We start from the raw sequence: 24,718 nt of genomic DNA on the forward strand, positions 1-24,718 counted from the left end.
GATGGTGTCGAGTGTGGCACGCGGCCGTTAGGGTTCCACACACCGCCCGGAACTCGGTCGGGCCCCACGACACCTGCAGACCTGAGAAGGGACCCAACGTGAGCTACAACGAGCCGCCCAACTACGGCACCCCGCCCCCGCCGCCGGCCGGCGGCTACGGCGCCGGGGGCTTCGGCGGGGGCGACCACCCGCAGGGCACCACCATCTTGATCCTCGGCATCCTGGGCCTCGTCTGCTGTGGCCCGCTGGGCATCGCGGCGTGGGTGATGGGCAACAAGGCCATCCAGGAGATCGACGCCAACCCGACCGCCTACACCAACCGCGGCACGATCAACGCCGGCCGGATCTGCGGCATGATCGCGACGATCCTGATGGTCGTCGGCATCGTGGTCTACGGCATCATCTTCGCCCTGGCGCTCGGCGACAGCTGAGCCGGTCGGCGGACCTCACGACGCCCCCTGTCCCGGTCGGGACAGGGGGCGTCGTGCGTCCGGGCCGGAGGAGGCGGCGGGCTCGGAGCGGCTCAGGGAGCGAGCCAGGCGCCCGCGGGGATGTTGCGTACGACCGCGAAGACCACCATGACCGCGATGAGCACCGCGGAGACCCGCGCGACGGTGCGGGTGTCGGGCTCCCAGGCGCGACCGGTCCAGCGGCCCGCGGCCCAGCGCCAGAAGACCCACCCGAACAGCGGGATCGTCGCCACGAAGAGGAGGTTGCTCGACGCGGCCTCGAGGAGCCGCAGGTGGGACAGGTCGTTGACCGCGCGCAGCCCGCCGCAGCCGGGGCAGGCGAAGCCGAGGGCAGCCGACGGGCACATCCCCCAGCTCCCCTGGTCGTGGGGGTCGCGGAGGTGCAGGGCGATCGTCGCGGCCGCGATGCCGCCGGCGACGAGGAGCGGCGCCGTCATCCGCCGCCGGCGCGAGTTCGCGTCGGTGGCCCGGACGGCGGTCGCCGCGAGGCTCACGGGGTCAGTGACCCGACTCGTGCAGCCCCATCTTGGCCATCACCAGGAAGACGACGCCACCGGCGACGATGACCGCGGTGCCGACCCAGAACAGCACCCAGTTGAGCGGGCTGATGGACATGCCGATCGCACCCAGGACGAAGCCGACCAGCGAGACCAGGACGGCAGTCCAGGCCGCGGGGGTGTTGCCGTGGTTGTCGGCCATGGGTGGGAACTCCTCGCTCGTACGGGTGGATCATGGCCGATTCTAGGGGGTCGCCGGACCGCGACCGCCCGTCGGGTCGTCGGTCGGGTCGTCGGTCGGGTCGTGGCCCTCGTCCAGGGACTTCCACAGATCGAGGTTGGACTGCTCGGCCGCCGTCCGGTCCGTGGCCGACGACGCGTCCGGCCGGCCCGGTGCGGAGGTCGAGGTCGGGGCGTCGTACCGGCTGCCCATCTCCGGCCAGCCGGGGACCAGGCGGACCGCGGCTCCCGCGGCCACCACCGCCAGCAGGGAGCAGCCGAGCGCGACCCACAGCCAGACGGTGCGCTCGACGTCGACCGCCGCGAGGTTGAGCCCGAGCCGGGTCGCGAGGTCCGCCGCCGCGTCGCCGTCCTGGACGAATCCGCCGACGACCACCACGACGCCGATGCCGAGGGACGCCGCGAGCGCCAGGAGCGCCGCGACGCGGCGGGTCACGCCGCGGGTCACGAGCAGCACACCCCAGGCGGCCAGGGCGACGAGGGCGAGGGCGCCGGCGAGGGGGAACTCGACGGAGCGCTCCTGCACGCTGGGGGCCAGCCCGCCGGCGGCGGTCACGGTCGCCTCGGGGATCGACAGCATCTCCCGGTGGCCCGCCACCGCGGCGAAGCCGCTCGCCGCGAGTCCGAGCAGGACGACGGGACCGAAGGTGGCGCGCGCGTCAGTCCGCGGAGCCATCGAGCAGTCCGTCGTCGAAGCAGGTGCGGGTCCCGGTGTGGCAGGCCACGCCGATCTGGTCGACCTTGACGAGCAGGGTGTCGCCGTCGCAGTCGAGGCGCACCTCCTTGACCAGCTGCGGGTTGCCCGAGGTCTCGCCCTTGACCCAGTACTCCTGGCGCGAGCGGCTCCAGTACGTCGCCCGGCCGGTGGTGAGCGTGCGGTGCAGGGCGGTGTCGTCCATCCACGCGAGCATGAGCACCTCCCCGGAGTCGTGCTGCTGCACGATCGCCGGGACCAGCCCGTCGGGGGTGCGGTGGAGGCGGTCGGCCAGGGCCGGGTCGAGGGAACTCACAGGCTCCAGTATCGCGAACCGGGCCAGCGGGCGTCGCCCGGCGTCCGTGCCGGCGTCACCCGGCGTCCGTAACGAATGTGAACACGTTCTCGTTGAGCGCCGCAACGTCACCGCGCCATCGGGGGCTCGGCTGCGCCGTACCGATCCCTGTCCCTGGAGGCACCATGTCCCCCCGCGCTCGTCGCGCAGCCCTGATCCTGCTCGCGCCGGTCACGACCCTCCTGCTGGCGCTCGCCGTGCTCGTGGTCCCCGCGGGCTCCGCGACCGCGGACCCACTGCCGCCCGTCACGAACGCGCTGCCGCCGACGATCGGCGGCACCGCCGGGTCGGGCTCGGAGCTCCGGGCGGATCCAGGCGTGTGGGAGCCGGCGTCGGACACGGAGTTCGCCTATCAGTGGCTGATGAACGGCGACGCGATCGCAGGGGCGACGGCACCGACGTACACGCCAACGGTCAGCCCTTGGGTCATCGGCGGGCGCAAGTTCAGCGTGCGGGTCACGGCCTCGCACGAGGGCTACGCCGACGCCAGCGCGACCTCGGGCACCGTGACGGTCAAGGCCTCGACGGGCGCGTCCTCGCCGACGAGCACCACGGCTCCGGCGATCACCAGCGCGGGCGGTGGTACGCCGGTGGTCGGCGTACCCCTCAGCGCCGACCACGGCACCTGGAGCGCCACCGGCACCTTCGCGCGGCAGTGGCTGGTGGCGGGCATCCCGGTCCCGGGGGCCACCGGGACGTCGTACACGCCGCTCGCCGCGGACGCCGGCCAGCAGATCTCGGTCCGCGTCTACAACACCGTCGGCGACCTGACCGGCATCGCGACCTCCGCACCGACCGACGCCACGGTCGGGCCGCCCAGCCGCGTCGCCCGGCCGACCGCCGCCCGCGGCGACGGGAGCGTGACCGTGTCGTGGACGGCGCCCGCCGACAACGGCTCGCCGATCACCAGCTACACCGTCGTGGCCAGCCCCGGTGGCAAGGCCTGCGCCGCGACCGACGGCCTGAGCTGCACGGTCACGGGACTCCAGAACGGCGAGGCCTACACCTTCACCGTCGTGGCGAGCAACGCGCTGGGCAACAGCCCCCTGTCCCCCGCCTCCGAGGCGACCACTCCGGCCGGGCTGCCCGGCGCGCCGGGCACCCCCGTCGCCGCGCGGGGCAACGAGTCCGCGACCGTCACCTGGGCTGCGGCCGACGGCAACGGCGCCGAGATCACCGCCTACACCGTGACCGCGAGCCCCGGGGGCCGCGAGGTGAGCGTGGACGGCGACACGACGAGCGCCACGGTGACCGGTCTGACGAACGGCACGGGCTACACCTTCACCGTGCGGGCCACCAACGCCGTGGGGACCGGCGCCCCGTCCGCCCCGTCGGGCGGTGTCGTCCCGGTCGGACCTCCCCACCGCGTCGCCACGCCGACCGCCACCGCCGGTGACGGCTCCGCGACCGTGACGTGGACCGATGAGGGCAACGAGAGCCAGGACGTGACGAAATACACCGTGACCACGTCGCCCGGGGGCAACCTCGTCACGGTCGACGGCACCAAGCGGGCGGCGACCGTCACCGGGCTGACCAACGGCACCTCCTACACCTTCACCGTGCGGGCCACCAACGCGAGTGGCGACGGCCCCGCCTCGGAGCCGTCCGGCGCCGTGACGCCCGCGGGCGTCCCGCTCAAGGTCGCCCAGCCGATCGCGGCCCGCGCCGACCGGTCGGCGACCGTCGTCTGGAGTGCCGCGAACGGCAACGGATCGCCCGTGACCGGCTACACGGTCGTCGCCGCCCCCGGCGGCGCCAGCGTGACCGTCGACGGCTCCACCACCCGCGCGACCGTGCCCGGCCTCACGAACGGCACCAGCTACACCTTCACCGTGCGCGCCACCAACGCCATCGGCGACGGGGCGGCGTCCGACCCGTCGTCCGGCGTCGTGCCCGGAGCGGTGCCCGATCAGGTCGCCGCGCCCAGCGCCGAGCGGCGCGACGGGGGCGCCCGGATCACCTGGCCCGCCGCGGGCGGCAACGGGTACGCCGTCACGGCGTACACGGTCAGGGCGATGCCGGGTGGGCGGACCGTCATCGTCGACGGCACCTCCACGGCAGCGACGGTCGACGGCCTGACCAACGGCACGGCGTACACCTTCACCGTCACCGCCGCGAACACCCTGGGCTCCGGTGCCGTCTCCGCCCCGTCGAACGAGGTGGTCCCGGCCGGACGCCCCGGCCAGGTCGCCCGGCCCACCGCGGTCCGTGGCAACGCCTCCGCCACCGTCACCTGGAGCGCACCGAGCGGGAACGGTGCCGTCGTGACCGGCTACACCGTCACCGCGGCGCCGGGCGGCAGGACCGCGTCCGTGGCCGGGGACGCCACGACCGCCACGGTGGACGGCCTGACGAACGGCACCGCCTACACGTTCAGCGTCGTCGCCACCAACGTCGCGGGCGACAGCACCCCCTCGCAGCCGTCCGCCGCGGTCACCCCGGCCGCGGTCCCGCAGCGGGTGACCGGGGTCGCCGCCACCCGCGGGGACCGCGCCGCCACCGTCACCTGGGACGTGGCGTCGGGGAACGGCTCGAGCGTCACGGCCTACACCGTGAAGGCGGCGCCCGGCGGACGACAGGTCGTCGTCGCGGGCACCACGACCGCTGCCGTCGTCGACGGACTCGACAACGGGACGGCCTACACCTTCACCGTGCTGGCGACCAACGCTCTCGGCGACGGACCGGCCTCGACGCCGTCGAGCGCGATCACCCCGGCGGGTGTGCCGAGCACGGTCGCCCGGCCCGGTGCCGTCGGGGGCGACGCCTCCGCTGTCGTGACCTGGAGTGCCGCGGACGGGAACGGTGCGCCGGTCGAGCGCTACACCGTCCTCAGCTCGCCCGCGGGCGGCGCGTGCGCGACGGCCACCGAGCTCACCTGCACGGTCACCGGCCTGACCAACGGCACGGCGTACACCTTCACGGTCATCGCCACCAACGACGTCGGCAACGGCACGCCGTCCGCCGCGTCCGCCCCGGTGACGCCGGCCCCGGCACCCGGGCAGACGCCGGGCACGCCCGACGCGCCGGCCTCGGTCAGCGCCGAGCGGGGCAACCGCTCCGCGACGGTCCGCTGGACGACGGCGGACGGCAACGGCTCCCCCATCACCGGCTACGTCGTGACCACCCTCCCCGGCGGCCAGCGGACGATGGTCGGTGCCGACGCCCGCGAGGTCGTCGTCCCGGGCCTGGTCAACGGGACGACCTACACCTTCACCGTGGCCGCGACGTCGGCGGCCGGCACGAGCGAGGCGTCGGCCCCGTCCAACGGCGTCGTGCCCTCCCGCCGGCCGGGACGCGTCGCCAAGCCGAGCGTCGCCGTCAAGGGCGAGCGCGCGCGCCTGGTCGTGCGGTGGCGCCAGCCCGCCGAGCACGGCGCACCGCTGACCCGGTACGTCGTCCGGGTGAACGGCAGGTCCTGGGAGCTCGCGCCGACCAAGCACCGCTTCGTGCTCCGCAACGTCGTCCCGGGCACCTACCGGGTGAGCGTCGTCGCGGCCAACGAGGTGGGCGAGGCGAAGGCGAGCCGCGCCACGACCATCCGGGTCCAGCGCTCCTAGGAGAGGACGGCCTACCGGCCGTGCTGGGCGACCCAGGACGCGTGCAGCCGGGCGTAGGGCGTGTCCTCCTGCCGCACGAGCACGTCGTGCGGTCCGTGCTGGACGATGCGGCCGCGGTCGACGACGACCACGACGTCGGCGGCCTCGGCCGTCGAGAGCCGGTGGGCGATCGTCACCGAGGTGCGCCCGCTCATCAGCCGCTCGAGCGCCCGGCCGATCCGGGTCTCCAGCTCGGGGTCGACCGCACTGGTGGCCTCGTCGAGGACCAGCAGGTCCGGGTCGGCGAGCTGGGCACGCAGCAGCGCGACGAGCTGCCGCTCCCCCGCTGAGAGCGCCTCCCCGCGCTGACCGACCCGGGTCTCGACCCCGGCGGGCAGTCCGGCCAGCCAGTCGCCGAGGCCGATCGTCTCGGCGGCCTCGCGGATGTCGGCCTCGGTGGCGCCCAGCCGTCCGTAGCGGACGTTGGCGGCGAGGGTGTCGTCGAAGAGGAAGCCCTCCTGCGGCACGAGCACGACACTGCGGCGCAGCGCGTGCTCGGCGATCTCGCGCAGGTCGATGCCGTCGAGCAGGACCCGGCCGCGACCGGGGTCCATCAGCCGGGTCAGCAGCTTGGCGATCGTCGACTTGCCCGAGCCGGTCTCGCCCACGACCGCGACCCGCTGGCCGGCGGGGATCTCCAGGTCGATGTCGCTCAGGACCGGGGACCCGCCGGGGTAGGCGAACGAGACCCCGTCGAACCGGACGTCGATCGCGCCCTTCGGCAGGACCTGCCCGTCCGGGCCGGGATCGACGAGGTCGGCCGGGGTGTCCAGGATGCCGATCACGCGCCGCCAGCCCGCGATGGCGTTCTGTGCGTCGGTGAGGATCTGGGTGCCCATCTGCACCGGGCCGACGAACAGCGTCACCAGGAACGCGAACGCGAGCACCTCGCCGGCGGTGATCCCCTCCCCCCAGGCGAAGCCCTGGCCCAGCCAGATGCCGACGATCAGCACGCCGGCGTTCGCGACGCCGGCCGAGATGCCGCCGAGGCTGAACGAGAAGGCCGTGAAGCCCTGGGCACGGGTGCTCGCCGCCTTGTGGGTGTCGATGGCGGTGTCGATCCGCTCCTGCGTGCGCGCCTCGATCGCGTACGACTTCACGACCGCCGCGCCCACCACCGGCTCGGAGACCGCGGAGAGCAGCACGCCGACCTGGCGTCGTACGGTGCCGTAGGCGGCGGACAGCTTGCGCTGGAAGTAGCGCAGGCTCAAGAAGAGCGGCGCGAAGCAGATCCACACGACCAGCGCGAGCTGCCAACTGTAGAAGATCATCACGACCGTCGCGATGAGGATCTGCCCGACGCTGACGACGAAGATCAGCCCGCCGAACACGAGGAACTGACTGACCTGGTCGACGTCGCTCGTCACCCGGGAGACGAGCGCTCCGCGGCGCTCGGTGTTCTGCGTGAGCAGCGGCAGGTCGTGGACGTGCCGGAACGCCTTGATCCGCAGCGTCGCCAGACCGCGCTCGGCGGAGGAGAACAGCCGGGCCGTCATGGCGTACGACGCCCAGCTGGTCACCACGATCGCGACGGCCGCGGCGAGGGCGAGCCAGGCGGTGAAGGAGGGGTCGGGCCCCTCGGGGCCGCGCAGGCCCTTGTCCACGGTCTGCTGCACGGCGATCGGCACCACGACCTGGCCGACCGACGCCAGCACGGCGAGGACGAGGGTCCAGCCCATGCCCTCCACCAGCTCCGGCGAGTGCCGTACGCCGCGGCGGATGGTCTCCCACGCGCCGATGTCCTCGCCGGTGGCGAGGCGGGTGTGCTCGGGGGTGCGCAGGGTGGTGCTCACGGGGCGACCTCCACGACGTCGTTCTCGTGCTCGGTCTCGTAGGCGTTGACGAGCCGGGCGTAGTCGGCGTTGCGGACGACCAGCTCGGCGTGCGGGCCGCGGTCCGCGATCCGCCCGTCGACGAGATAGAGCACCTCGTCGGCCAGACCGATCGTGGCCTTGCGATAGGCGACGACGACGAGCGTGGTGTCCTCCGAGCCGAGACCGGCCAGGATCCGGGCCTCGACCTCGGGATCGACCGCGGAGGTGGCGTCGTCGAGCACCAGCAGGCGCGGGCGCCGCACGAGCGCGCGGGCCAGCGCCAGCCGCTGCCGCTGACCGCCGGACAGCGAGGTCCCCCGCTCCCCCAGCCGGGTGTCGAGGCCGTCGGGCAGGGCGGCGACGAAGCCGTCGGCCTGGGCCGTGCGCAGCGCCGCCCAGACCTCCTCGTCGGTCGGCTCACCGTCCCCCGCGCCACGCCCGAGCGTCACATTGCCGCGGACGGTGTCGTCGAACAGGAAGGCCGTCTGCGGGACGACCGCGAGCGCCTCCGCGAGACCGCCCTGGCGCAGCTCGCGCAGGTCGGTGCCGTCGATCCGGATCGCACCCGCCTCGACGTCGACCAACCGGGCGAGCAATCCGACCAGGGTGCTCTTGCCGGAGGCGGTCGCGCCGACGAGAGCCACGGTGCGGCCCGGAGCGACGTCGAAGCTGAGGTCACGCAGCAGCGGCCGGTCGGGGGTGTAGCCGAAGGCGGCCCTGTCGACCTCGAGCCGGGCACCGCCGGCACGCGCGGGGAGCGGCCGGTCGCCGTACTCCATCGCGCCGGAGGCGGCGAGCACCGCGGCCACCCGCCGAAAGCCGACGACGCTGCGCGGGAAATCGCCCAGCAGCCAGCCGATCGACCGGATCGGGAACGCCACGACGGTCAGCAGGTAGGTCACGGTGACCACGTCGCCGGCGACGGTGGCGCCGGACACCACCCGGTGCACCCCGATCACCAGGACGACGAGCACGGCCAGGCTCGGCAGGGCCGCCAGCGCCGGGTCGAAGGCGGCGCGGATCCGGCCGACCTTGATGTTGGCCTCACACAGCTCCTCCGCCTTGGCGCGGAACCGCTGGGTCTCCTCCGGCTCCCGCCCGAGCGTCTTGACGACCAGCGCGCCGTCGAACGACTCGTGGGCGATCTCGGACAGCTCGGCGCGCAGCTCCTGGGCACGGGTCGCCCAGCCCTGGGCGAGGCGCTGGTAGACGATGTTGACGCCGATGACCAACGGGAAGACCAGCAGGCCGACGGCGGCGAGCACCAGGTCGGTGACCAGCATCTGCACGACGGCGATGACCATCATCGCCACGGTGCCGACGGCCATCGGCAGCGGCGCGATCGGCCCCCAGGCCGCCTCGACGTCGGCGTTGGCGTTGGAGAGCAGCTCGCCCGTGGGGTGCTTCTGGTGCCAGGCCATCGGGAGGCGGAGGTACTGGCGGGTGACGGCGCGGCGGCTGTGGGCCTGCATGCGGTACTGCATGACACCGGCGCCCAGGCGACGCGCCACGATCCCGACGGCGCGCAGGATCGCCACGCCGACGAACAGGCCGAGCACCGCCCAGAGCAGGCCGGCCCCGATCTCGCCGTCCCGGAACGCCGGGATCACCACGTGGTCGGTCGACCAGCCGAGCACCCAGGCGTCGGCCACGGTCAGCGCACCGAAGAGCACGCTGCCGACCGTCGAGACGGCGAAGATCCACGGCTCGCGCTTGATGGCCACCCAGAGCACGCCGAACCCGGCGGTCGTCGTACCGCTTCCTGTGCTCACTTCACCCCGCAACCCGCTGTCGCGCGAGCCTATTCCTCACGAGACGGTGCGTACGTCGCAGAGTGCCTGCTGCTCGACCGCACGTCCGAGTCGAGCGTCCGAGGTGACCAGCGGTACGCCGAGCGAGCGGGCCAGCGCCACATAGAAGCCGTCGGTCACCCGAATATTGCCGCGCAGCCGCCACGCCTCTGACAGCAGCGGATGACTGTCGTGTCTTGTGATCGGCATCTCGCCGAAAACCCGTAGCGCACGGTCAGTGCCGCGCCACCCAGCCCTCGCGCGGCGAGCGAGCGCCGACACCACTTCGGCCGTGACCAGATCAGGCGCGTGGAGCGGACCATCACCGACGATCTCTCGGGTTCTCGCTGCAACCGAAGTGGACTCGAGCAGGTCGACGACCGACGAGGCATCAATCACCGCGCGCATCGTCGACCTCGTCCCAACGCATGCCGAACTCGTCGCGCACCTCGTCCATGATGCGCTGGTGCTCCTCGCGAGGGATCTCTTCGAGCGGCGGACTCGCCCGGACCCGTTCCATCCATGCCCGCAGGTCCCGACGTTGCAGTTCGGTCTCGATCGCCTCCTGGGTCAGCTTCGACACGTTGAGTCCCGCCGCCCGCGCACGAACGGCGAGTTCGTCGGGGACGTAGACGTTGAGACGCGCCATACACACATGTTACACACTTTCGACGGGCTGAAGTGCTCTCGCCCGTCGGCCTCCCGTGCGGTCGCGGCGTCGGAGGACCGGTTTCCGGCAGACCCGGGTGCCGTCGACCACGAGCGCCGAGAAGGTGCGCTCCGCACAGTCCCAGAGCATGAGCGCACCCGAGAAGGAATGATCGACGAGGAGTGTTCCGACGAGATAGGACAGCCACGGCTCGATCGCATCGATCCGTATGTAGGTGTCGTCATTCATGTCGAGACAGCAGCCCTCCGGGCATGAGACCCAGGGGCTCGGGCCGTCCGGATGCCCAGGCGCCAACTGGTCGACGAGCGCCGACGGCGTGTCGTCGACCGCCGACCGAAGGCTCGCCGCTGCGATCGCCTGCAGGAGATCCATGGCGTCGCGACTCAGATGCGGTGTGATCTGGAGGGCGCCGCTGATGACGACGCCGTCCGATGGGTGAAGCGGTGCCTGCACGATGACTCCCGAGAAGAGGTGCGGATGAGAGCCCCCACCCTGCACGCGCCAGGCGCGCCCCGCCAGCCCGACGCGGTCCCCTGTGGATAGTGCGCCTCCCGGATCGTCGCTGTGGACAGCGAACAGCACGATCGCCGTGAAAACGAGCACGCTGTTGACATGGACCTTCTCGGACCACGTCCCGCACTCCTCTGCCTCACCGTCGCCGTGCTCCTCGGCGGCTGCGTCGGCGCCGGCCCCGGCGAGCCCGACCTGCGTACGCCGCCGGCCCGGGACCTGCCCTCGGGGCCCCTGGGCAACCTTGCCGACGAGGGCGCCGACGGGCCGACCGCACCGTGACCTGGGGCGACGCTACGGGACCACCGGAGCGACGATCCGCACGCTCATGTGGAACGTCGAGGCGGCACCGTGGATGATGACGAGGAACCCGTGACGGCCGTCGCGGAAGATCTCGCGGCTCTGCTCGGACCACGGGTCCGGCGGGTTGAACTCGCGGGCGGCCCGGGCGGCGGCGAGCATCGCCGTCGCGCGCTCGGCATGCTCGGTCTTGCCGATCTGGACGATGGTGGGCGGCTTGGCCTGGCCCTGGTTGGAGTATTCGATGGCGACCCGCCACGGCCCGTGGCTGCCGAGCTCGTCGCCGGGAGCGCCGTCCGCGGGTTCGGGGGCGTCGCCCGGCTGGTACACGTCGTAGCTCATGGCCGGCACCCTCCCCGGCTCAGCGGACCGGCACACCTGCCGCGGACAGCGACGACTTCACGTCCGCGATCCGCAGCGTGCCGAAGTGGAAGACCGTCGCCGCGAGCACGGCGTCGGCTCCGGCGTCGACCGCCGGCGGGAAGTGCTCGACGGCTCCGGCGCCGCCGGAGGCGATCACCGGGATCGAGACCTCGCCGCGGACCTTGCGGATCAGCTCGAGGTCGAAGCCGTCGGTCGTGCCGTCGGCGTCCATGGCGTTGAGGAGGATCTCGCCGGCCCCCAGCTCCGCCGCCCGCACCGCCCAGGCGATCGCGTCGAGGCCGGCGGAGCGACGCCCACCGTGGGTGGTCACCTCGAACCCCGAGTCCCCCGGCGCCTCGGCACCGGCGGCGGTCCGGCGGGCGTCGACCGACAGGACGAGGACCTGGTTGCCGAACCGGTCGGCGATCTCGGAGATCAGCTCGGGCCGGCGGATGGCAGCCGTGTTGACGGCGATCTTGTCGGCGCCGGCGCGCAGCAGCCGGTCGACGTCCTCGACCGAGGAGACGCCTCCGCCCACGGTCAGCGGGATGAAGACCTGCTCGGCCGTGGCGGAGACGATGTCCATCGTGGTCGCCCGGCCCTCGTGGGAGGCGGAGATGTCGAGGAAGGTCAGCTCGTCGGCGCCCTCGGCGTCATAGAGCCGGGCGAGCTCGACCGGGTCGCCGGCGTCGCGGAGCTCTTGGAAGTTGATGCCCTTCACGACCCGGCCGGCGTCGACGTCGAGGCACGGGATGACCCGGACTGCCAGCGTCATCGCCCGACCACCCGGGTCATACGAGCCCGCCCCGGGTGAGCTCCAGCGCGTCCTCCAGGGTGAACTGCCCCGTGTAGAGAGCCGTTCCGGCGATGGCGCCCTCGACGCCGACCGGGACGAGCTCCATCAGCGCGCGGATGTCGTCGAGGGTCGTGACGCCGCCGGAGGCCACGACCGGGCTGGGCGTCGCGGCGCACACGTCGCGCAGCAGCTGCAGGTTGGGCCCCTGGAGCATGCCGTCCTTGTTGACGTCGGTGACGACGTAGCGGGCACAGCCCTCGGAGTCGAGGCGGGCGAGCGTCTCGTAGAGGTCGCCTCCCTCGCGCGTCCATCCGCGCGCGGCGAGGGTGCGGCCGCGGACGTCGAGCCCGACCGCCACGCGGTCGCCGTACGTCGCGATCGCGCGGGCGCACCACTCCGGCTGCTCCAGCGCGGCGGTCCCGATGTTGACCCGCCGACAGCCGGTCGCCATCGCCGCCTCCAGCGACTCGTCGTCGCGGATGCCGCCGCTCATCTCGACCTGGATGTCGAGGCGGCCGACGATCTCGGCCTGGAGCTCCCGGTTGTCACCCTCGCCGAAGGCGGCGTCGAGGTCGACGAGATGGATCCACTCCGCGCCCGCCTCCTGCCAGCGCAGGGCGGCCTCGATCGGGTCGCCGAACCGCTTCTCGGAGCCGGCGACGCCCTGGACCAGCTGCACCGCCTGGCCCCCCTTGATGTCGACGGCGGGCAGCAGCTCCAGGTAGTCAGGCATGTGATCCCTCTCAGGACGTCGTGGGGTGCTCACAGGGAGGTCACCCAGTTCCTCAGCAGCTGGGCGCCCGCGTCGCCGGACTTCTCCGGGTGGAACTGCGTGGCGCACAGCGGTCCGTTCTCGACGGCCGCGACGAAGCGGTCGGCCGCTCCCGTCGGGCCGTGCTCGGCCCAGGTCACCAGCGGCTGGTGACTCTCGGGGGTGCGGTCGTTGGTGACGAGGGTCCATGCGCGCACGCCGTAGGAGTGCACGAAGTAGAACCGCTCGTCCTCGATGCCGGCGAACAGGCGGGTGCCGGCGGGCACGTCGACCGTGTTCCAGCCCATGTGGGGGACGATGGGCGCCTGCAGGCGCTCGACGACGCCCGGCCACTCGTTGCAGCCCTCGGTCTCGACGCCGTGCTCGATGCCGCGCTCGAAGAGGATCTGCATCCCGACGCAGATGCCCAACACGGGCCGGCCGCCCGACAGCCGACGTGCGATGATCCGCTCCCCGCGGATCGCGCGCAGGCCCCGCATGCAGGCCTCGTAGGCGCCGACGCCGGGCACGAGCAGGCCGTCGGCCTCCATCGCCGTGTCCAGGTCACCGGTCAAGGTGACGTCCGCCCCGGCCCGCTCGACGGCGCGGACGGCGGAGCGCAGGTTGCCCGAGCCGTAGTCGAGGACGACGACGGACGGAGCCCTCACAGAGCACCCTTCGTGGAGGGGATCCCGGTCTCGCGCGGGTCGATCGCGACGGCGTCGCGGAAGGCGCGCGCGAAGGCCTTGAACTGGGTCTCCACGATGTGGTGCGGCTCGCGGCCGGCGAGCACCCGCACGTGGAGGGCGAAGTGGCCGTGGAAGGCGATCGACTCGAAGACGTGCTGGGTCAGCGATCCGAGGTAGGACACCCCGGACCCGCCGAGCTGGACGTACTGCTGTCCCTCGGGCTCGCCGGTGTGGACGCAGTAGGGCCGCCCGGAGACGTCGACGACCGCGTGCACCAGCGCCTCGTCGAGCGGCACGGTGGCGTCGCCGAACCGGCGGATGCCCACCTTGTCGCCCAGCGCCTCGCGCAGTGCCTGGCCGAGGGCGATCGCGGTGTCCTCGACGGTGTGGTGGGCGTCGATGTGGACGTCGCCCTCGGTCTGCACGGTCAGGTCGACGAGCGCGTGCCGGGCGAAGGCGGTGAGCATGTGGTCGTAGAACCCGACCCCCGTGGAGATGTCGTGCTTGCCGGCGCCGTCGAGGTCCACCTCGACGATCACCTTCGACTCGCTGGTCTGGCGCTCGACCCTGCCGATCCTGGGGGCAGCAGTCCGGCTCATGCTCGTTCTCCGTTCACGTGGGTGAGGGCGGCCCGGAAGGCCGCCATCTCGTCGGGGGTGCCGACCGAGACCCGCAGCCAGCCGTCGGGCCCGGTCTCCCGGATCAGGACTCCCTCGTCGAGGAGACCCTGCCAGACAGCATGACGGTCGGCGAATCGGCCGAACAACACGAAATTCGCATCCGAATCGGCGACGTCGTACCGCTCGCCACGCAGCCAGTCGACCAGCGCGTCGCGCTCGCGGCGCAGGTCGTCGACCTTGCCGAGGAGCTCGGGCGCGTGGCCCAGCGCCGCCAGGGCGACGGCCTGGGTGACCGCGGAGAGGTGGTAGGGCAGGCGCACCACCCGGATCGCTTCGCAGATCTCGGGCGCCGCGGCGAGGTAGCCCAGGCGCAGGCCGGCCCCGGCGAACGCCTTGCTCATCGTGCGCGTCACGACGAGGTTCCGGTACGCCGGCAGCAGCTCGAGCGCACTCGGCACACCCGTCCGGCGGAACTCGCCGTAGGCCTCGTCGACCACGACGATCCCGTCATCGCCGGCGGCCTCGCACAGCACGCCGACCGCCTCGGGCGGCAGTGCGGTGCCGGTCGGGTTGTTGGGGCTCGGCAGCAGGATCACGCTCGGCTGCTCGGTCTTGACCAGGTCGCGCGCGGTGTCGAGGTCGAGTGCGAAGTCCTCGGCCCGGCGGCCCGCGACCCAGCGGGTGTTGGTGTCGCGGGCGTACTCGGGGTACATCGAGTACGTCGGGGCGAAGCTGACCGCCGTGCGCCCCGGCCCGCCGAAGGCCTGCAGCAGCTGCAGCATGACCTCGTTGGAGCCGTTGGCCGCCCACACCTGCGCGGGGACGATGCCGGCCGGCGTGTCCTTGGACAGGTACGCCGCCAGCGCCTCGCGCAGCGCCACGAACTCCCGGTCGGGATAGCGGTTGAGCGTGGTCGCCGCGGCCGCCGCCGCGGCCGCGATGTCGGCGACGCACGCCTCGGACGGGCCGTAGGGGTTCTCGTTGACGTTGAGCTGGACCGGCACGTCGAGCTGCGGGGCGCCGTACGGCTCGATACCGCGCAGCTCGTCGCGCAGCGGCGGCCAGCCGCCGCCGGTGGCACCGCTCATCGCGTGGACCGGACGGTGATGGCCGCGCCGTGCCCCGGCAGGTCCTCGGCCTCGGCGAGGGTGACCACATGGGCGGCGACGTCGGCCAGCGCCTGCGCGGAGTAGTCGACGACGTGCACGGACTTGGTGAACGCGCGGACCGACAGCCCCGAGGAGTGGCAGGCGCAGCCGGCGGTCGGCAGCACGTGGTTGGACCCGGCGCAGTAGTCGCCGAGGCTGACCGGCGCGTGCGGGCCGACGAAGATCGCGCCGGCGTTGCGCACCCGGGCGGCCCACGCGGCGGCGTCCTCGGTGTGGATCTCGAGGTGCTCGGCGGCGTAGGCGTCGACCACGTCGAGGCCCTGCTCGAGATCGCGGACGAGCACGATGCCCGACTGCTTCCCGCCGAGCGACGTGGTGATCCGCTCGCCGTGCTTGGTGGCGGCCACCTGCCGCTCCAGCTCGGCCTCGACCTCGGTGGCGAGCCGCTCCGAGGTCGTCACGAGGACGGAGGCGGCCAGCGGGTCGTGCTCGGCCTGGCTGATCAGGTCGGCGGCGACATAGGCCGCGTTGCCGGTGTCGTCGGCGAGGATCGCGATCTCGGTCGGCCCGGCCTCGGAGTCGATGCCGATCTGTCCCTTGAGGATCCGCTTGGCGGTGACCACCCAGATGTTCCCGGGCCCGGTGACCAGGTCGACACGGGCCACCCGGCGAGCGGGGTCGGCGTCGTCGAGGCCGTAGGCGAACATCGCGATCGCCTGGGCACCTCCCACGGCGTAGACCTCCTCGACGCCGAGAAGCGCGCACGCCGCCAGGATCGTGGGGTGCACCGAGCCGCCGAACTCCTTCTGCGGCGGGCTCGCCAGCGCGATCGACGCGACCCCCGCGGTCTGGGCGGGCACGACGTTCATCAGCACGCTCGAGACCAGCGGAGCGAGACCGCCGGGCACGTAGAGCCCCACCCGGCCGACCGGCACCTTGCGGTGGGTGACCCGGGCGCCAGGGCCGAGCTCGGTCACCGCGTCCTGCTCCAGCTCGTTGGCGCAGGTGGCCCGCAGCCGGCGGATCGACTCCTCCAGTCCGGCCCGGATGTCGGGGTCGAGCCGGTCGAGGGCCTGCCGCATCGCGGCCGGTGACACGCGGATGTCGTCGACCCGGACCCCGTCGAACCTCTCCCCGAGCTCCACGATCGCGTCCAGCCCCCGGGTGCGGACCTCCTCGCAGATCGCATGCACCGCCGGCACCGCGGCTTCGATGTCGAAGTCGGCACGGGGCACTGCCGCGCGGTAGTCGGTCTCGGGACCGGCCTCGCGCAGGTCGATGCGACGGATCAGGGACATGCCCCGATTCTACGGTTCGCGGAACCGCTCGGCCGCCGGCGTCCCGGCGTGAGGACAGCGGCGGTCGGCCCGCCGGCACGAATGCGGACGCACCTGCCGCACGGCGGCGGGCGAGGTGCACGGCGGGACGGGGAGGAGGCCACGTTGGCCGACCCGCAGGCGCGGGCAGCCGCCATCCGCACGCCCTGCCCCGCTACGTTGGACACGTGACGGACCGCCTCCCCATGTTCCCGCTCAACGCGGTGCTCTACCCGGGGGTCAGCGTGCCGCTGCACGTGTTCGAGGACCGGTACCGTGCGCTCGTCCACCATCTGCTGCGCGCCGACGATCCGGCGCAGCGGTTGTTCGGCTCGGTCGCGATCCGCGACGGCTACGAGGTCGGCGACCATGGCAACCAGTCGCTCTACCGGGTCGGCGTGCGCCTGCAGCTGACCGACGCCGAGTCCCGGCCCGACGGCAGCTTCGACATCGTCGCCGTGGGCCGCGACCGGATCCAGCTCGACCGACTGCTGACCACCGGGGACTACCCGGTCGGCGAGGTCACCGTGCTCGCGGGTGCGGAGGGCGACGTACCCGAGGAGCTGGTGGAGCGGGCCCGGGCGACCTTCACCGCCTATCGCCACGTGCTGCGCTCGATCGCCGGCGACCCGCTGCAGGGCGAGCTGCCGAGCGATCCGACCTACCTCTCGTGGACCCTCGCGGCCTGCACGCCGCTGCCGATGGGCGAGCGCCAACAGCTCCTCGAGGCCCCCGATGCCGCCGAGCGACTGGCACTCGTCACCGACCTGCTCCGCTCCGAGCTGCGGGCGATGAACGTGATCACCTCCCTGCCCGCGACCGAGGTCGCGCGCACCAAGTGGTCGCCGAACTGAGGGCTCGTGGCCAAGAGGAAGCAGTCCGGCGGCACGCCGGCGACGACCGCGCTCGCCGCGGCCGGCGTGGCGTTCACCGTGCACGAGTACGCGCACGACGCACGCGCCGCCTCCTACGGCGAGGAGGCCGCGGAGGCGATGGGGATCGACCCCGCCCAGGTGTTCAAGACGCTCCTCGCCGACGTCGACGGCCGGCTGGTCGTCGGCGTCGTCCCCGTCAGCGGACAGCTCGACCTCAAGGCGCTGGCTCGCGCGGTGGACGGGCGGAAGGCCGCGATGGCCGACCCCCAGGTGGCCGAGCGCGCGACTGGCTACGTCCTCGGTGGGATCTCGCCGCTCGGACAGCGCAAGGCCCACCCGACCGTGGTCGACGCGACGGCGCTCGACCACGAGACCGTGTTCGTGTCCGCGGGCCGCCGCGGGTTGGAGATCGAGCTCAACCCTGCGGAGCTGGTGCGGATGTCGGCGGCGCGGGTCGCTCCGATCCGTCGCTAGCCGGCCCACGCGGCGCAGCGACGGGCAGCGACAGCATCAGCACCAGGTAGGCGAGCAGGGCGCCGACCGGCCACACGAGGTACGGCGTCCAGCCGGACACGTGGAGGTGGCCGGGCAGCCGGTCCCCGGCCTGGTGGGTCGCGAGCAGGGTCGCGGGGTCGGGCGGGCTGAAGGCCTGGCCGACCAGCGTCATCGCCAGCGCGCCCAGTCCGGCACCGGCGAGGACCGCCAGGACGCCGACCACCGCGCGGTGCCGCGCGACCCAGCCACCGACCAGGCCCAGCACGAGGGCGAGGGCGAACCCCGCCACGACATAGGTCGCCGTGCCGCCGAAGTCGCGGGCGATGCCCGGGTCGAACGGGTCGGGGTACCACGCCTTGCCGACCGGGGTGTCGTAGATCTTGCCCTGGGTCGCGGGTGACCACCACACCCACCACAGCCAGCCCCCGGCGGCACCGAGCAGCGCACCGAGCAGCACGGGTACGGCGACCGCGGGCGCCGTGCCCCCGCGGCGGGTGTCGCTCATCCGGCGAGGCACCCGGGGCCGAGGAGCTGCTTGAGGTCGGCGAACAGTGCGGAGGAGGGAGTCACCCGCAGATTGTCCCCCAGGCGCATGACCTTCGTGGAGTCACGGCTCAGCAGCTGCAGGCGCACCTCGGTCAGCCCGGCGTGGGTCGTGAGCACCTCGCGCAGCTGCGCGACCACCGGTCCGGTGCAGCGGGTCGAGGGCAGGCTGATCACCACCGGCCCGTCGCTGCCCTTCTCGAGGTCGGGAACAGTGACCTCCTGGCCGCGCAGCTGGGCGGTGTCGCGCTCGGTGTCGAGCTGTCCACGGACCCGGATGATCGCGTCCTCGGTGAGATAGGGCGCGGCGAGCCGGTAGCTGCTCGGGAAGAGCAGGACGTCGATGGCGCCCTCGAGGTCCTCGAGCGTGACCGTCGCCCAGGGATCGCCGTTCTTGGTGATCTTGCGCTGGATCGAGGTGACCAGGCCGGCCACCGTCACCGTCGAGTTGTGCGGCCGGCTCTCGTCGGTGACCAGCTGGCCGATGGTGCAGTCGGTGCCGTTCGACAGCACGTGCTCCAGGCCGAGCAGCGGATGGTCGGAGACGTAGAGGCCCAGCATCTCCCGCTCGTGCCCCAGCAGGGTCATCTTGTCCCACTCGTCGATCTCGGGGATGGCGACGCTCACGCCGAATCCCCCATCGCCGCCGTCGTCGTCGCCCAGCCCGGCGAAGAGGGAGTCCTGGCCGATCGCCTCGTTGCGCTTGATGTCGACGTACTGGTCGACCGCGGTCTCGTGGATCGCCACCAGGGCGCGGCGCAGGTGCTTCATGTCGTCGAAGGCACCGGCCTTGATGAGCGAGTCGATGACCCGCTTGTTGCAGACGGTGGCCGGGACCTTGGAGAGGAAGTCGTTGAAGTCGGCGAACCGGCCCTTCTCGGTGCGCGCCTCGACGATGCCGTCGACGACGTTGGCGCCGACGTTGCGGATCGCGGTCAGCCCGAAGCGGATGTCGCGCCCGACGGCGGTGAAGTTGTGGGCCGACTCGTTGACGTCGGGCGGCAGCACCTGGATCTTCATCCGTCGGCACTCGTTGAGGTAGATCGCCATCTTGTCCTTGTCGTCCTTGACGGACGTCAGGAGGGCGGCCATGTACTCGGTCGGGTAGTTGGCCTTGAGATAGGCGGTCCAGTAGGTGATGACGCCGTAGGCCGCGGAGTGGGACTTGTTGAAGGCGTAGTCGGAGAACGGGAGCAGGATCTCCCAGAGGGTGTCGATCGCCTTCTGGGGATAGCCGCGCTCGAGCATGCCGGCCTGGAAGCCGGCGTACTGCTTGTCCAGCTCCTCCTTCTTCTTCTTGCCCATGGCGCGGCGCAGGTTGTCGGCGGCGCCCAGGGTGAAGCCGGCCAGGACCTGGGCGATCGCCATCACCTGCTCCTGGTAGACGATCAGGCCGTAGGTCTCCCCCAGGACCGGCTCGAGCGCCTCCGCCAGCGCCGGGTGGATCGGCTCGATCGGCTCGCGACCGTTCTTGCGGCGGGCGTACTTGTTGTGCGAGTCGGCGCCCATCGGGCCCGGGCGGTAGAGCGCGCTGACCGCCGTGATGTCGGCGAACTGGTCGGGCTGCATCGAGCGCAGCAGCGCGCGCATGCCGCCGCCATCGAGCTGGAACACGCCCAGGGTGTCGCCCCGGCCCATCAGCTCGTAGGTCGCCCGGTCGTCGAAGGGCAGCTCCTCGAGGACGACGTCCTCGTCCCGGTTGGCCTTGATGTTGAGCAGCGCGTCCTCGAGGATGCGCAGGTTGGACAGCCCGAGGAAGTCCATCTTGACCAGGCCCAGCGACTCGCACATGGGGTAGTCGAACTGCGTGATCACGGCGCCGTCCTGCGGGCGGGCCATGATCGGCACGATGTCGATCAGCGGCTCGCTGGACATGATCACGCCCGCGGCGTGCACGCCCCAGTTGCGGATCTGGCCCTCGAGGCCGACCGCCGTCTGGTAGATGGTGCGGACGTCGCCGTCGGACTCGTAGAGCGCCCGGAACTCGCCGCCGTCGTTGTAGCGCTTGTGCTCGGGGTTGAAGATCTCCTTGAGCGGCACGCCCTTGCCCATGACGTCGGGCGGCATGGCCTTGGTGATCTTGTCGCCGATCGCGAAGCCGTGGTCGAGGACCCGCGCGGCGTCCTTGATCGCGGCCTTGGCCTTCAGCCGGCCGAAGGTGGCGATCTGCGCGACGCGATCGGCGCCGTACTTGTCGCTGACGTACTGGATGACCTCGCCGCGCCGGGCGTCGTCGAAGTCGATGTCGAAGTCGGGCATCGAGGGACGCTCGGGGTTGAGGAAGCGCTCGAAGAACAGCCCGTGCTCGAGCGGGCACAGGTCGGTGATCCGCAGCGCGTAGGCGGCGATCGAGCCCGCACCCGAGCCACGCCCGGGACCGACCCGGATGCCGTTGTCCTTGGACCAGTTGATGAAGTCGGCGACCACGAGGTAGTAGCCGCAGTAGCCCTTCTGGGAGATGACCGCGAGCTCCATCTCGACGCGGTCCTTGACCTCCTGGGTCAGCCGCTCCCCGGGGTAGCGCGCCTCGATGCCGCGCCAGACCTCCTTGCGGAACCAGGACTCCTCGGTCTCCCCCGCCGGCACCTCGGCGCGAGCCATGTAGCCGCCGGTGGACTCGGTGAACTCGACCGAGCAGCGCTCGGCGATGGCGACGGTGTTGTCGCACGCCTCGGGCATGCCGAACGTGCCGGCCCACAGCTCCCGCATCTCGGCGGCGGACTTGATGTAGTAGCCACCGCCGTCGAACTTGAGCCGGTTGGTGTCGGACAGCCGCTTGCCGGAGGCGACGCAGATGAGGGCGTCGTGGGCCTCGGCGTCCTCGGGGTTGTTGTAGTGGGAGTCGTTGGTGGCGATCGGCGGGATGCCGAGCTCCCTGCCGAGGCGCAGCAGATCGTCGCGGACCCGCTTCTCGATCGAGATGCCGTGGTCCATCAGCTCCAGGAAGACGCTGTCCTTGCCGTAGATGTCCTGCAGCTCGGCCGCCTCGCGGACCGCCTCGTCCCACTGCCCCAGCCGCAGCCGGGTCTGGATCGCGCCGCTGGGGCAGCCGGTGGAGACGATGATCCCCTTGCTGTGCTCGGCGAGGATCTCCTTGTCCATCCGGGGCTTGTAGAAGTAGCCCTCCAGGCTGGAGCGCGAGGAGAGCCGGAACAGGTTGTGCATGCCCTCCGTGGACTCCGCCCACATGGTCATGTGGGTGTAGGCGCCGCCACCGGCGACGTCGTTGCCGCCCTCCTCGGCGCCGTCGGCGGAGTTGCTCTGCCCCCAGCGCACGCGCCGACGCTCGCCGCGCGGGGTGCCGGGGGTGATGTAGGCCTCGATGCCGATGATCGGCTGGACGCCGTACTTGCGCGCCTTGGAGTAGAAGTCGTAGGCGCCGTGCAGGTTGCCGTGGTCGGTCATCGCGATGGCCGACATGCCGAGGTCGTTGACCCGGGTGAACAGGCCGTCGAGCAACGACGCCCCGTCGAGCATGGAGTACTCGGTGTGGACGTGCAGGTGGACGAAGTCCCCGGCGTCGGCAGCCATGTGTGGTTCGGCTCTCCTCAAGTGGCTCAGCAGTCAACGGGCGGTCGCTCGGGGAAGAGCCCCAGCCTACGTGAAGGTCGACACGACTCTAGGGCGACCCTCCGACAGATCCGGACCGCCACTCCATCCGCAGATCGGGGGCCCGCTCCTCGTTCTCCGCGCCGTCGGTGTGCTCGCGCTCGACCAGGCCGTGGGCCGTGTAGAACGCCCGCGCCGCGACGTTCTGCTCGAAGACCCACAGGCTGAATCCGGCCGGGTGCCGGGCCTTGACGACGTCGAGCAGCGCGCTTCCGACTCCCCTGCCCTGGTGGGCCGGATCGACGTACAGGTCGTCGAGCCAGGTGCGGGTGAAGCGGGCGTAGCCGACCACCTGACCTCCGACCTCCGCGACCCAGCTCTCGGCAGCGCCGAAGTGCGCGGCGAGGTGGGCGCGGATCTCGGCCGGGGGATGGATCGCCGGAGGCATCGCGGCCCCGGCGCGGGCCGCGACCTGGACCGCGGCGATCCGCGGTACGTCGGCCGGGGTCGCCGGGCGCAACTGCAGGTCAGTGGGCGTCACGGATGACCTCGAGCGCGTGCGCGAGGTCGTCGGGGTACGTCGACTCGTAGGTGACGTACTCGCCGGTCTCCGGGTGCTCGAAGCCGAGCTTGACGGCATGGAGCCACTGACGCTCCAGGCCGACCCGACGGGCGAGGACCGGGTCCGCGCCGTAGGTAAGATCGCCGACGCAGGGATGCTTGAGGGCGCTCATGTGGACCCGGATCTGGTGGGTCCGCCCGGTCTCGAGATGGACCTCGAGGAGGCTCGCGAACCGGTGGGCCTCGAGCGTCTCGTAGTGGGTGACGCTGTGCCGCCCGTCCTCCATGACCGCGAACTTGTAGTCGAAGCGCGGGTGCCGGCCGATCGGGGCGTCGATGGTGCCCTCAAGCGGGTCCGGGTGCCCCTGGACGAGCGCGTGGTAGGTCTTGTCGACGGTCCGCCGCCGGAACGCGTTCTTGAGGATCGAGTAGGCGTGCTCGGACTTCGCGATCACCATCACGCCGGAGGTGCCGACGTCGAGGCGCTGCACGATGCCCTCGCGCTCCTTGGCCCCCGAGGTGGAGATCCGGAACCCGGCACCCGCGAGGTGGCCGACCACCGTCTTTCCCCGCCAGCCCGGCGAGGGGTGCACGGCCACGCCGACGGGCTTGTCGATCACCACGATCGCGTCGTCGTCGTGGATGATCTTGATCCCCTCGACGATCTCCGGCACGACCTCGAGCGGGTCGGCCTCGGCGGGGATGGACACGTCCAGGATCGAACCACCCAGCACGCGGTCGCTCTTGCCCCGGACCGGCGCGCCGTCGAGGACGACCAGGTCTCGCGAGATCAGCTCGGCGGCCCGGGTCCGGGACACGCCGAAGAGCTGGGCCATGACGATGTCGATCCGCTCGCCGTCGAGACTCTCGGGAACGGGTAGGCTGCGGTGGTCGACCGCGCTCACTGCTCCCCCTCGGCGCCGTCGTCGGCTCCGGGCCGCTCCGAGGAACGGGAGGACTCGGCACGCGAGCCGTCGAGGTTCACCCCGCGGAGCACCTGGAGCAGGATCAGCCCGACGCCGACGTTGATGCAGATGTCGGCCACGTTGAAGACCGGCCAGTTCGGCAGCATCAGGAAGTCGACCACGTGCCCCCGGAACGGTCCGGGCTCGCGGAACATCCGGTCGATCAGATTGCCGTCGATGCCGGCCAGGAGGAGTCCCAGCCCGACCGCCCAGGTCCGGTTGGCCAGGCCGCGGCTCACCCAGAGCACGACGAGGGTCGCGGTGCAGGCCAGACACGCGATCGCGACGGTGAACCGGGTCCCCAGGCTGAAGGCCGCACCCGGGTTGTAGGTCAGGTGCAGCTGCAGCAGCTCACCGACGACCTCGATGTCCGGCTCGTCGGTGAGATGGCGGACGGCCAGCACCTTCGCCACCTGGTCGATCGCGATCATGACCGCGGCGACCGTGGCGAACAGAAGCCAGGTCCGCGGACGGGCGAGGAAGCCTGATCCGGTGGAGTCCCCTCCGTCGTCGCGGTGGTCTACCGGCGTTCCTCGCGCTGCTTGCATGTCATGCACAGTGTGGCACGCGGGAAGGCCATCAGCCGCATCTTGCCGATCGGGTTGCCGCAGGACTCGCACACGCCGTAGGTGCCGTCGTCGATGCGGGCCAGCGCGCGGTCGATCTGGGCGACCTTCTCCCGCTCGTGGTTGAGGACCGTGAGCTCGTGGTCGCGCTCGAAGCTGGTCGCGCCCAGATCGGCCTGGTCCTGGCCGGCGCCGTCGCCGGAGTCGCGCAGCAGGCCCGTGAGGTCGGCCTCCTGCTCCTCGAGGATCCGGGCGCTCGCCGCGCGCTGCTCGTGGAGCTCGGCCAGGACCTCGGCCAGTTCGTCGGCCGACCAGGCCTCCTCGTGCTCGAGGACGACCAGGGATGCGGGAGTGGCCTTCTTGGCCGGCGCCTTCTTCGTCGGAGTCACCTTCTTCGTGGGAATGGCCTTGGTGGTCGCGGCCGTCTTCTTGGCCGGGGCCGCCTTCTTGGCCGGGGCCGCCTTCTTGGCCGGGGCCGCCTTCTTGGCCGGGGCCGCCTTCTTCGCGGGGGCCGCCTTCTTCGCGGGGGCCGCCTTCTTCGCGGGGGCCGCCTTCTTCGCGGGGGCCGCCTTCTTCGCGGGGGC

At 72.2% G+C, this 24,718-nt stretch carries 27 protein-coding genes; 5 read left to right on the top strand and 22 right to left on the bottom strand.

What is annotated here, in order from left to right:
• Nucleotides 1-98: 98 nt before the first annotated feature.
• Nucleotides 99-431: a DUF4190 domain-containing protein gene (locus ACPZVR_RS03855; protein WP_436698256.1), complete on the top strand. Its 333-nt coding sequence runs from the start codon at nucleotides 99-101 to the stop codon at nucleotides 429-431.
• A 92-nt stretch (nucleotides 432-523) separates the two neighbouring features.
• Here ACPZVR_RS03855 and ACPZVR_RS03860 read toward each other — a convergent pair whose 3' ends face one another.
• Genes ACPZVR_RS03860 through hisI form a run of 4 tightly spaced genes read right to left on the bottom strand, consistent with a single transcriptional unit; the run spans nucleotide 524 to nucleotide 2,217 of the window.
• The gene (locus ACPZVR_RS03860; protein WP_436698257.1) at nucleotides 524-964 is read right to left on the bottom strand and encodes a DUF2752 domain-containing protein; all 441 of its coding nucleotides are present in this window, start codon (nucleotides 962-964) and stop codon (nucleotides 524-526) included.
• A 4-nt stretch (nucleotides 965-968) separates the two neighbouring features.
• Nucleotides 969-1,169 (bottom strand): HGxxPAAW family protein, encoded by a 201-nt coding sequence (locus ACPZVR_RS03865; protein ID WP_436698258.1) that lies wholly within the window; start codon nucleotides 1,167-1,169, stop codon nucleotides 969-971.
• 42 nt (nucleotides 1,170-1,211) lie between these two features.
• Nucleotides 1,212-1,883 carry a Trp biosynthesis-associated membrane protein gene (locus ACPZVR_RS03870; protein WP_436698259.1) on the bottom strand — a complete coding sequence of 224 codons (672 nt, stop codon included), beginning with the start codon at nucleotides 1,881-1,883 and terminating at the stop codon, nucleotides 1,212-1,214.
• Nucleotides 1,867-2,217 carry a phosphoribosyl-AMP cyclohydrolase gene (gene hisI, locus ACPZVR_RS03875; RefSeq protein ID WP_436698260.1) on the bottom strand — a complete coding sequence of 117 codons (351 nt, stop codon included), beginning with the start codon at nucleotides 2,215-2,217 and terminating at the stop codon, nucleotides 1,867-1,869. The genes ACPZVR_RS03870 and hisI overlap by 17 nt, the downstream gene beginning before the upstream one ends.
• 164 nt (nucleotides 2,218-2,381) lie before the next feature.
• On the opposite strand from hisI, the gene ACPZVR_RS03880 reads away from it, so the two are divergent.
• On the top strand, nucleotides 2,382-5,813 hold the full coding sequence (locus tag ACPZVR_RS03880) for a fibronectin type III domain-containing protein (RefSeq protein WP_436698261.1): 3,432 nt from the start codon (nucleotides 2,382-2,384) through the stop codon (nucleotides 5,811-5,813).
• A gap of 11 nt (nucleotides 5,814-5,824) precedes the next feature.
• Here the strand turns inward: ACPZVR_RS03880 and ACPZVR_RS03885 are convergent, their stop codons facing one another.
• From ACPZVR_RS03885 to ACPZVR_RS03905, 5 genes are read right to left on the bottom strand one after another with little or no spacing between them, the layout of a single operon-like run.
• Entirely contained in the window at nucleotides 5,825-7,645 is a 1,821-nt protein-coding gene (locus tag ACPZVR_RS03885; protein ID WP_436698262.1) for an ABC transporter ATP-binding protein, read from the bottom strand.
• A complete protein-coding gene (locus ACPZVR_RS03890) occupies nucleotides 7,642-9,438 on the bottom strand; it encodes an ABC transporter ATP-binding protein (RefSeq protein ID WP_436698263.1) in 1,797 nt (598 codons plus the stop codon). The genes ACPZVR_RS03885 and ACPZVR_RS03890 overlap by 4 nt, the downstream gene beginning before the upstream one ends.
• 36 nt (nucleotides 9,439-9,474) lie before the next feature.
• Nucleotides 9,475-9,864, bottom strand: a complete 390-nt coding sequence (locus ACPZVR_RS03895; protein WP_436698264.1) for a type II toxin-antitoxin system VapC family toxin — start codon at nucleotides 9,862-9,864, stop codon at nucleotides 9,475-9,477.
• Nucleotides 9,848-10,105, bottom strand: a complete 258-nt coding sequence (locus tag ACPZVR_RS03900; RefSeq protein WP_436698265.1) for a type II toxin-antitoxin system CcdA family antitoxin — start codon at nucleotides 10,103-10,105, stop codon at nucleotides 9,848-9,850. The genes ACPZVR_RS03895 and ACPZVR_RS03900 overlap by 17 nt, the downstream gene beginning before the upstream one ends.
• A gap of 9 nt (nucleotides 10,106-10,114) precedes the next feature.
• Complete coding sequence (locus tag ACPZVR_RS03905) at nucleotides 10,115-10,729, bottom strand: hypothetical protein (protein WP_436698266.1); 615 nt, start codon at nucleotides 10,727-10,729, stop codon at nucleotides 10,115-10,117.
• Between the two features lie 9 nt (nucleotides 10,730-10,738).
• Between ACPZVR_RS03905 and ACPZVR_RS03910 the strand changes: the two genes are divergently transcribed.
• Nucleotides 10,739-10,918, top strand: a complete 180-nt coding sequence (locus ACPZVR_RS03910; protein WP_436698267.1) for a hypothetical protein — start codon at nucleotides 10,739-10,741, stop codon at nucleotides 10,916-10,918.
• Nucleotides 10,919-10,930: 12 nt separating this feature from the next.
• On the opposite strand, the gene ACPZVR_RS03915 is transcribed toward ACPZVR_RS03910, so the two are convergent.
• The 7 genes from ACPZVR_RS03915 to hisD are packed head-to-tail and all read right to left on the bottom strand — an operon-like array spanning nucleotide 10,931 to nucleotide 16,556.
• On the bottom strand, nucleotides 10,931-11,278 hold the full coding sequence (locus tag ACPZVR_RS03915) for a hypothetical protein (protein ID WP_436698268.1): 348 nt from the start codon (nucleotides 11,276-11,278) through the stop codon (nucleotides 10,931-10,933).
• A gap of 19 nt (nucleotides 11,279-11,297) precedes the next feature.
• Nucleotides 11,298-12,074, bottom strand: a complete 777-nt coding sequence (gene hisF, locus ACPZVR_RS03920; protein WP_436698269.1) for an imidazole glycerol phosphate synthase subunit HisF — start codon at nucleotides 12,072-12,074, stop codon at nucleotides 11,298-11,300.
• A 16-nt stretch (nucleotides 12,075-12,090) separates the two neighbouring features.
• Nucleotides 12,091-12,828, bottom strand: a complete 738-nt coding sequence (priA, locus tag ACPZVR_RS03925) for a bifunctional 1-(5-phosphoribosyl)-5-((5-phosphoribosylamino)methylideneamino)imidazole-4-carboxamide isomerase/phosphoribosylanthranilate isomerase PriA (protein ID WP_436698270.1) — start codon at nucleotides 12,826-12,828, stop codon at nucleotides 12,091-12,093.
• A 29-nt stretch (nucleotides 12,829-12,857) separates the two neighbouring features.
• Nucleotides 12,858-13,514, bottom strand: a complete 657-nt coding sequence (gene hisH, locus ACPZVR_RS03930; RefSeq protein WP_436698271.1) for an imidazole glycerol phosphate synthase subunit HisH — start codon at nucleotides 13,512-13,514, stop codon at nucleotides 12,858-12,860.
• Nucleotides 13,511-14,134 carry an imidazoleglycerol-phosphate dehydratase HisB gene (hisB, locus tag ACPZVR_RS03935; RefSeq protein WP_436698272.1) on the bottom strand — a complete coding sequence of 208 codons (624 nt, stop codon included), beginning with the start codon at nucleotides 14,132-14,134 and terminating at the stop codon, nucleotides 13,511-13,513. Before hisB ends, hisH begins: the two co-directional genes overlap by 4 nt.
• Nucleotides 14,131-15,243, bottom strand: a complete 1,113-nt coding sequence (locus tag ACPZVR_RS03940; RefSeq protein WP_436698273.1) for a histidinol-phosphate transaminase — start codon at nucleotides 15,241-15,243, stop codon at nucleotides 14,131-14,133. The genes hisB and ACPZVR_RS03940 overlap by 4 nt, the downstream gene beginning before the upstream one ends.
• Nucleotides 15,240-16,556, bottom strand: coding sequence for a histidinol dehydrogenase (gene hisD, locus ACPZVR_RS03945; RefSeq protein ID WP_436698730.1), 1,317 nt, complete (start codon nucleotides 16,554-16,556; stop codon nucleotides 15,240-15,242). The genes ACPZVR_RS03940 and hisD overlap by 4 nt, the downstream gene beginning before the upstream one ends.
• Nucleotides 16,557-16,768: 212 nt before the next feature.
• Between hisD and ACPZVR_RS03950 the strand changes: the two genes are divergently transcribed.
• Nucleotides 16,769-17,434, top strand: coding sequence for an LON peptidase substrate-binding domain-containing protein (locus tag ACPZVR_RS03950; protein ID WP_436698274.1), 666 nt, complete (start codon nucleotides 16,769-16,771; stop codon nucleotides 17,432-17,434).
• A gap of 6 nt (nucleotides 17,435-17,440) precedes the next feature.
• Nucleotides 17,441-17,929: a Cys-tRNA(Pro) deacylase gene (ybaK, locus tag ACPZVR_RS03955; RefSeq protein ID WP_436698275.1), complete on the top strand. Its 489-nt coding sequence runs from the start codon at nucleotides 17,441-17,443 to the stop codon at nucleotides 17,927-17,929.
• On the opposite strand, the gene ACPZVR_RS03960 is transcribed toward ybaK, so the two are convergent.
• From ACPZVR_RS03960 to ACPZVR_RS03985, 6 genes are all read right to left on the bottom strand, one after another.
• Complete coding sequence (locus ACPZVR_RS03960; RefSeq protein ID WP_436698276.1) at nucleotides 17,871-18,455, bottom strand: hypothetical protein; 585 nt, start codon at nucleotides 18,453-18,455, stop codon at nucleotides 17,871-17,873. The genes ybaK and ACPZVR_RS03960 overlap by 59 nt on opposite strands.
• Entirely contained in the window at nucleotides 18,452-22,024 is a 3,573-nt protein-coding gene (gene dnaE / locus ACPZVR_RS03965) for a DNA polymerase III subunit alpha (protein WP_436698277.1), read from the bottom strand. Before dnaE ends, ACPZVR_RS03960 begins: the two co-directional genes overlap by 4 nt.
• An 88-nt stretch (nucleotides 22,025-22,112) precedes the next feature.
• A complete protein-coding gene (locus tag ACPZVR_RS03970) occupies nucleotides 22,113-22,583 on the bottom strand; it encodes a GNAT family N-acetyltransferase (protein WP_436698278.1) in 471 nt (156 codons plus the stop codon).
• A complete protein-coding gene (locus ACPZVR_RS03975; protein WP_436698279.1) occupies nucleotides 22,570-23,508 on the bottom strand; it encodes an RluA family pseudouridine synthase in 939 nt (312 codons plus the stop codon). The genes ACPZVR_RS03970 and ACPZVR_RS03975 overlap by 14 nt, the downstream gene beginning before the upstream one ends.
• Nucleotides 23,505-24,116, bottom strand: a complete 612-nt coding sequence (lspA, locus tag ACPZVR_RS03980) for a signal peptidase II (protein WP_436698280.1) — start codon at nucleotides 24,114-24,116, stop codon at nucleotides 23,505-23,507. Before lspA ends, ACPZVR_RS03975 begins: the two co-directional genes overlap by 4 nt.
• The coding region (locus ACPZVR_RS03985; protein ID WP_436698281.1) for a TraR/DksA family transcriptional regulator at nucleotides 24,089-24,718 on the bottom strand (630 nt) is incomplete at its 5' end. The genes lspA and ACPZVR_RS03985, both read right to left, overlap by 28 nt.

The organism is Nocardioides segetis (assembly GCF_051390595.1).
GTDB lineage: Bacteria > Actinomycetota > Actinomycetes > Propionibacteriales > Nocardioidaceae > Nocardioides.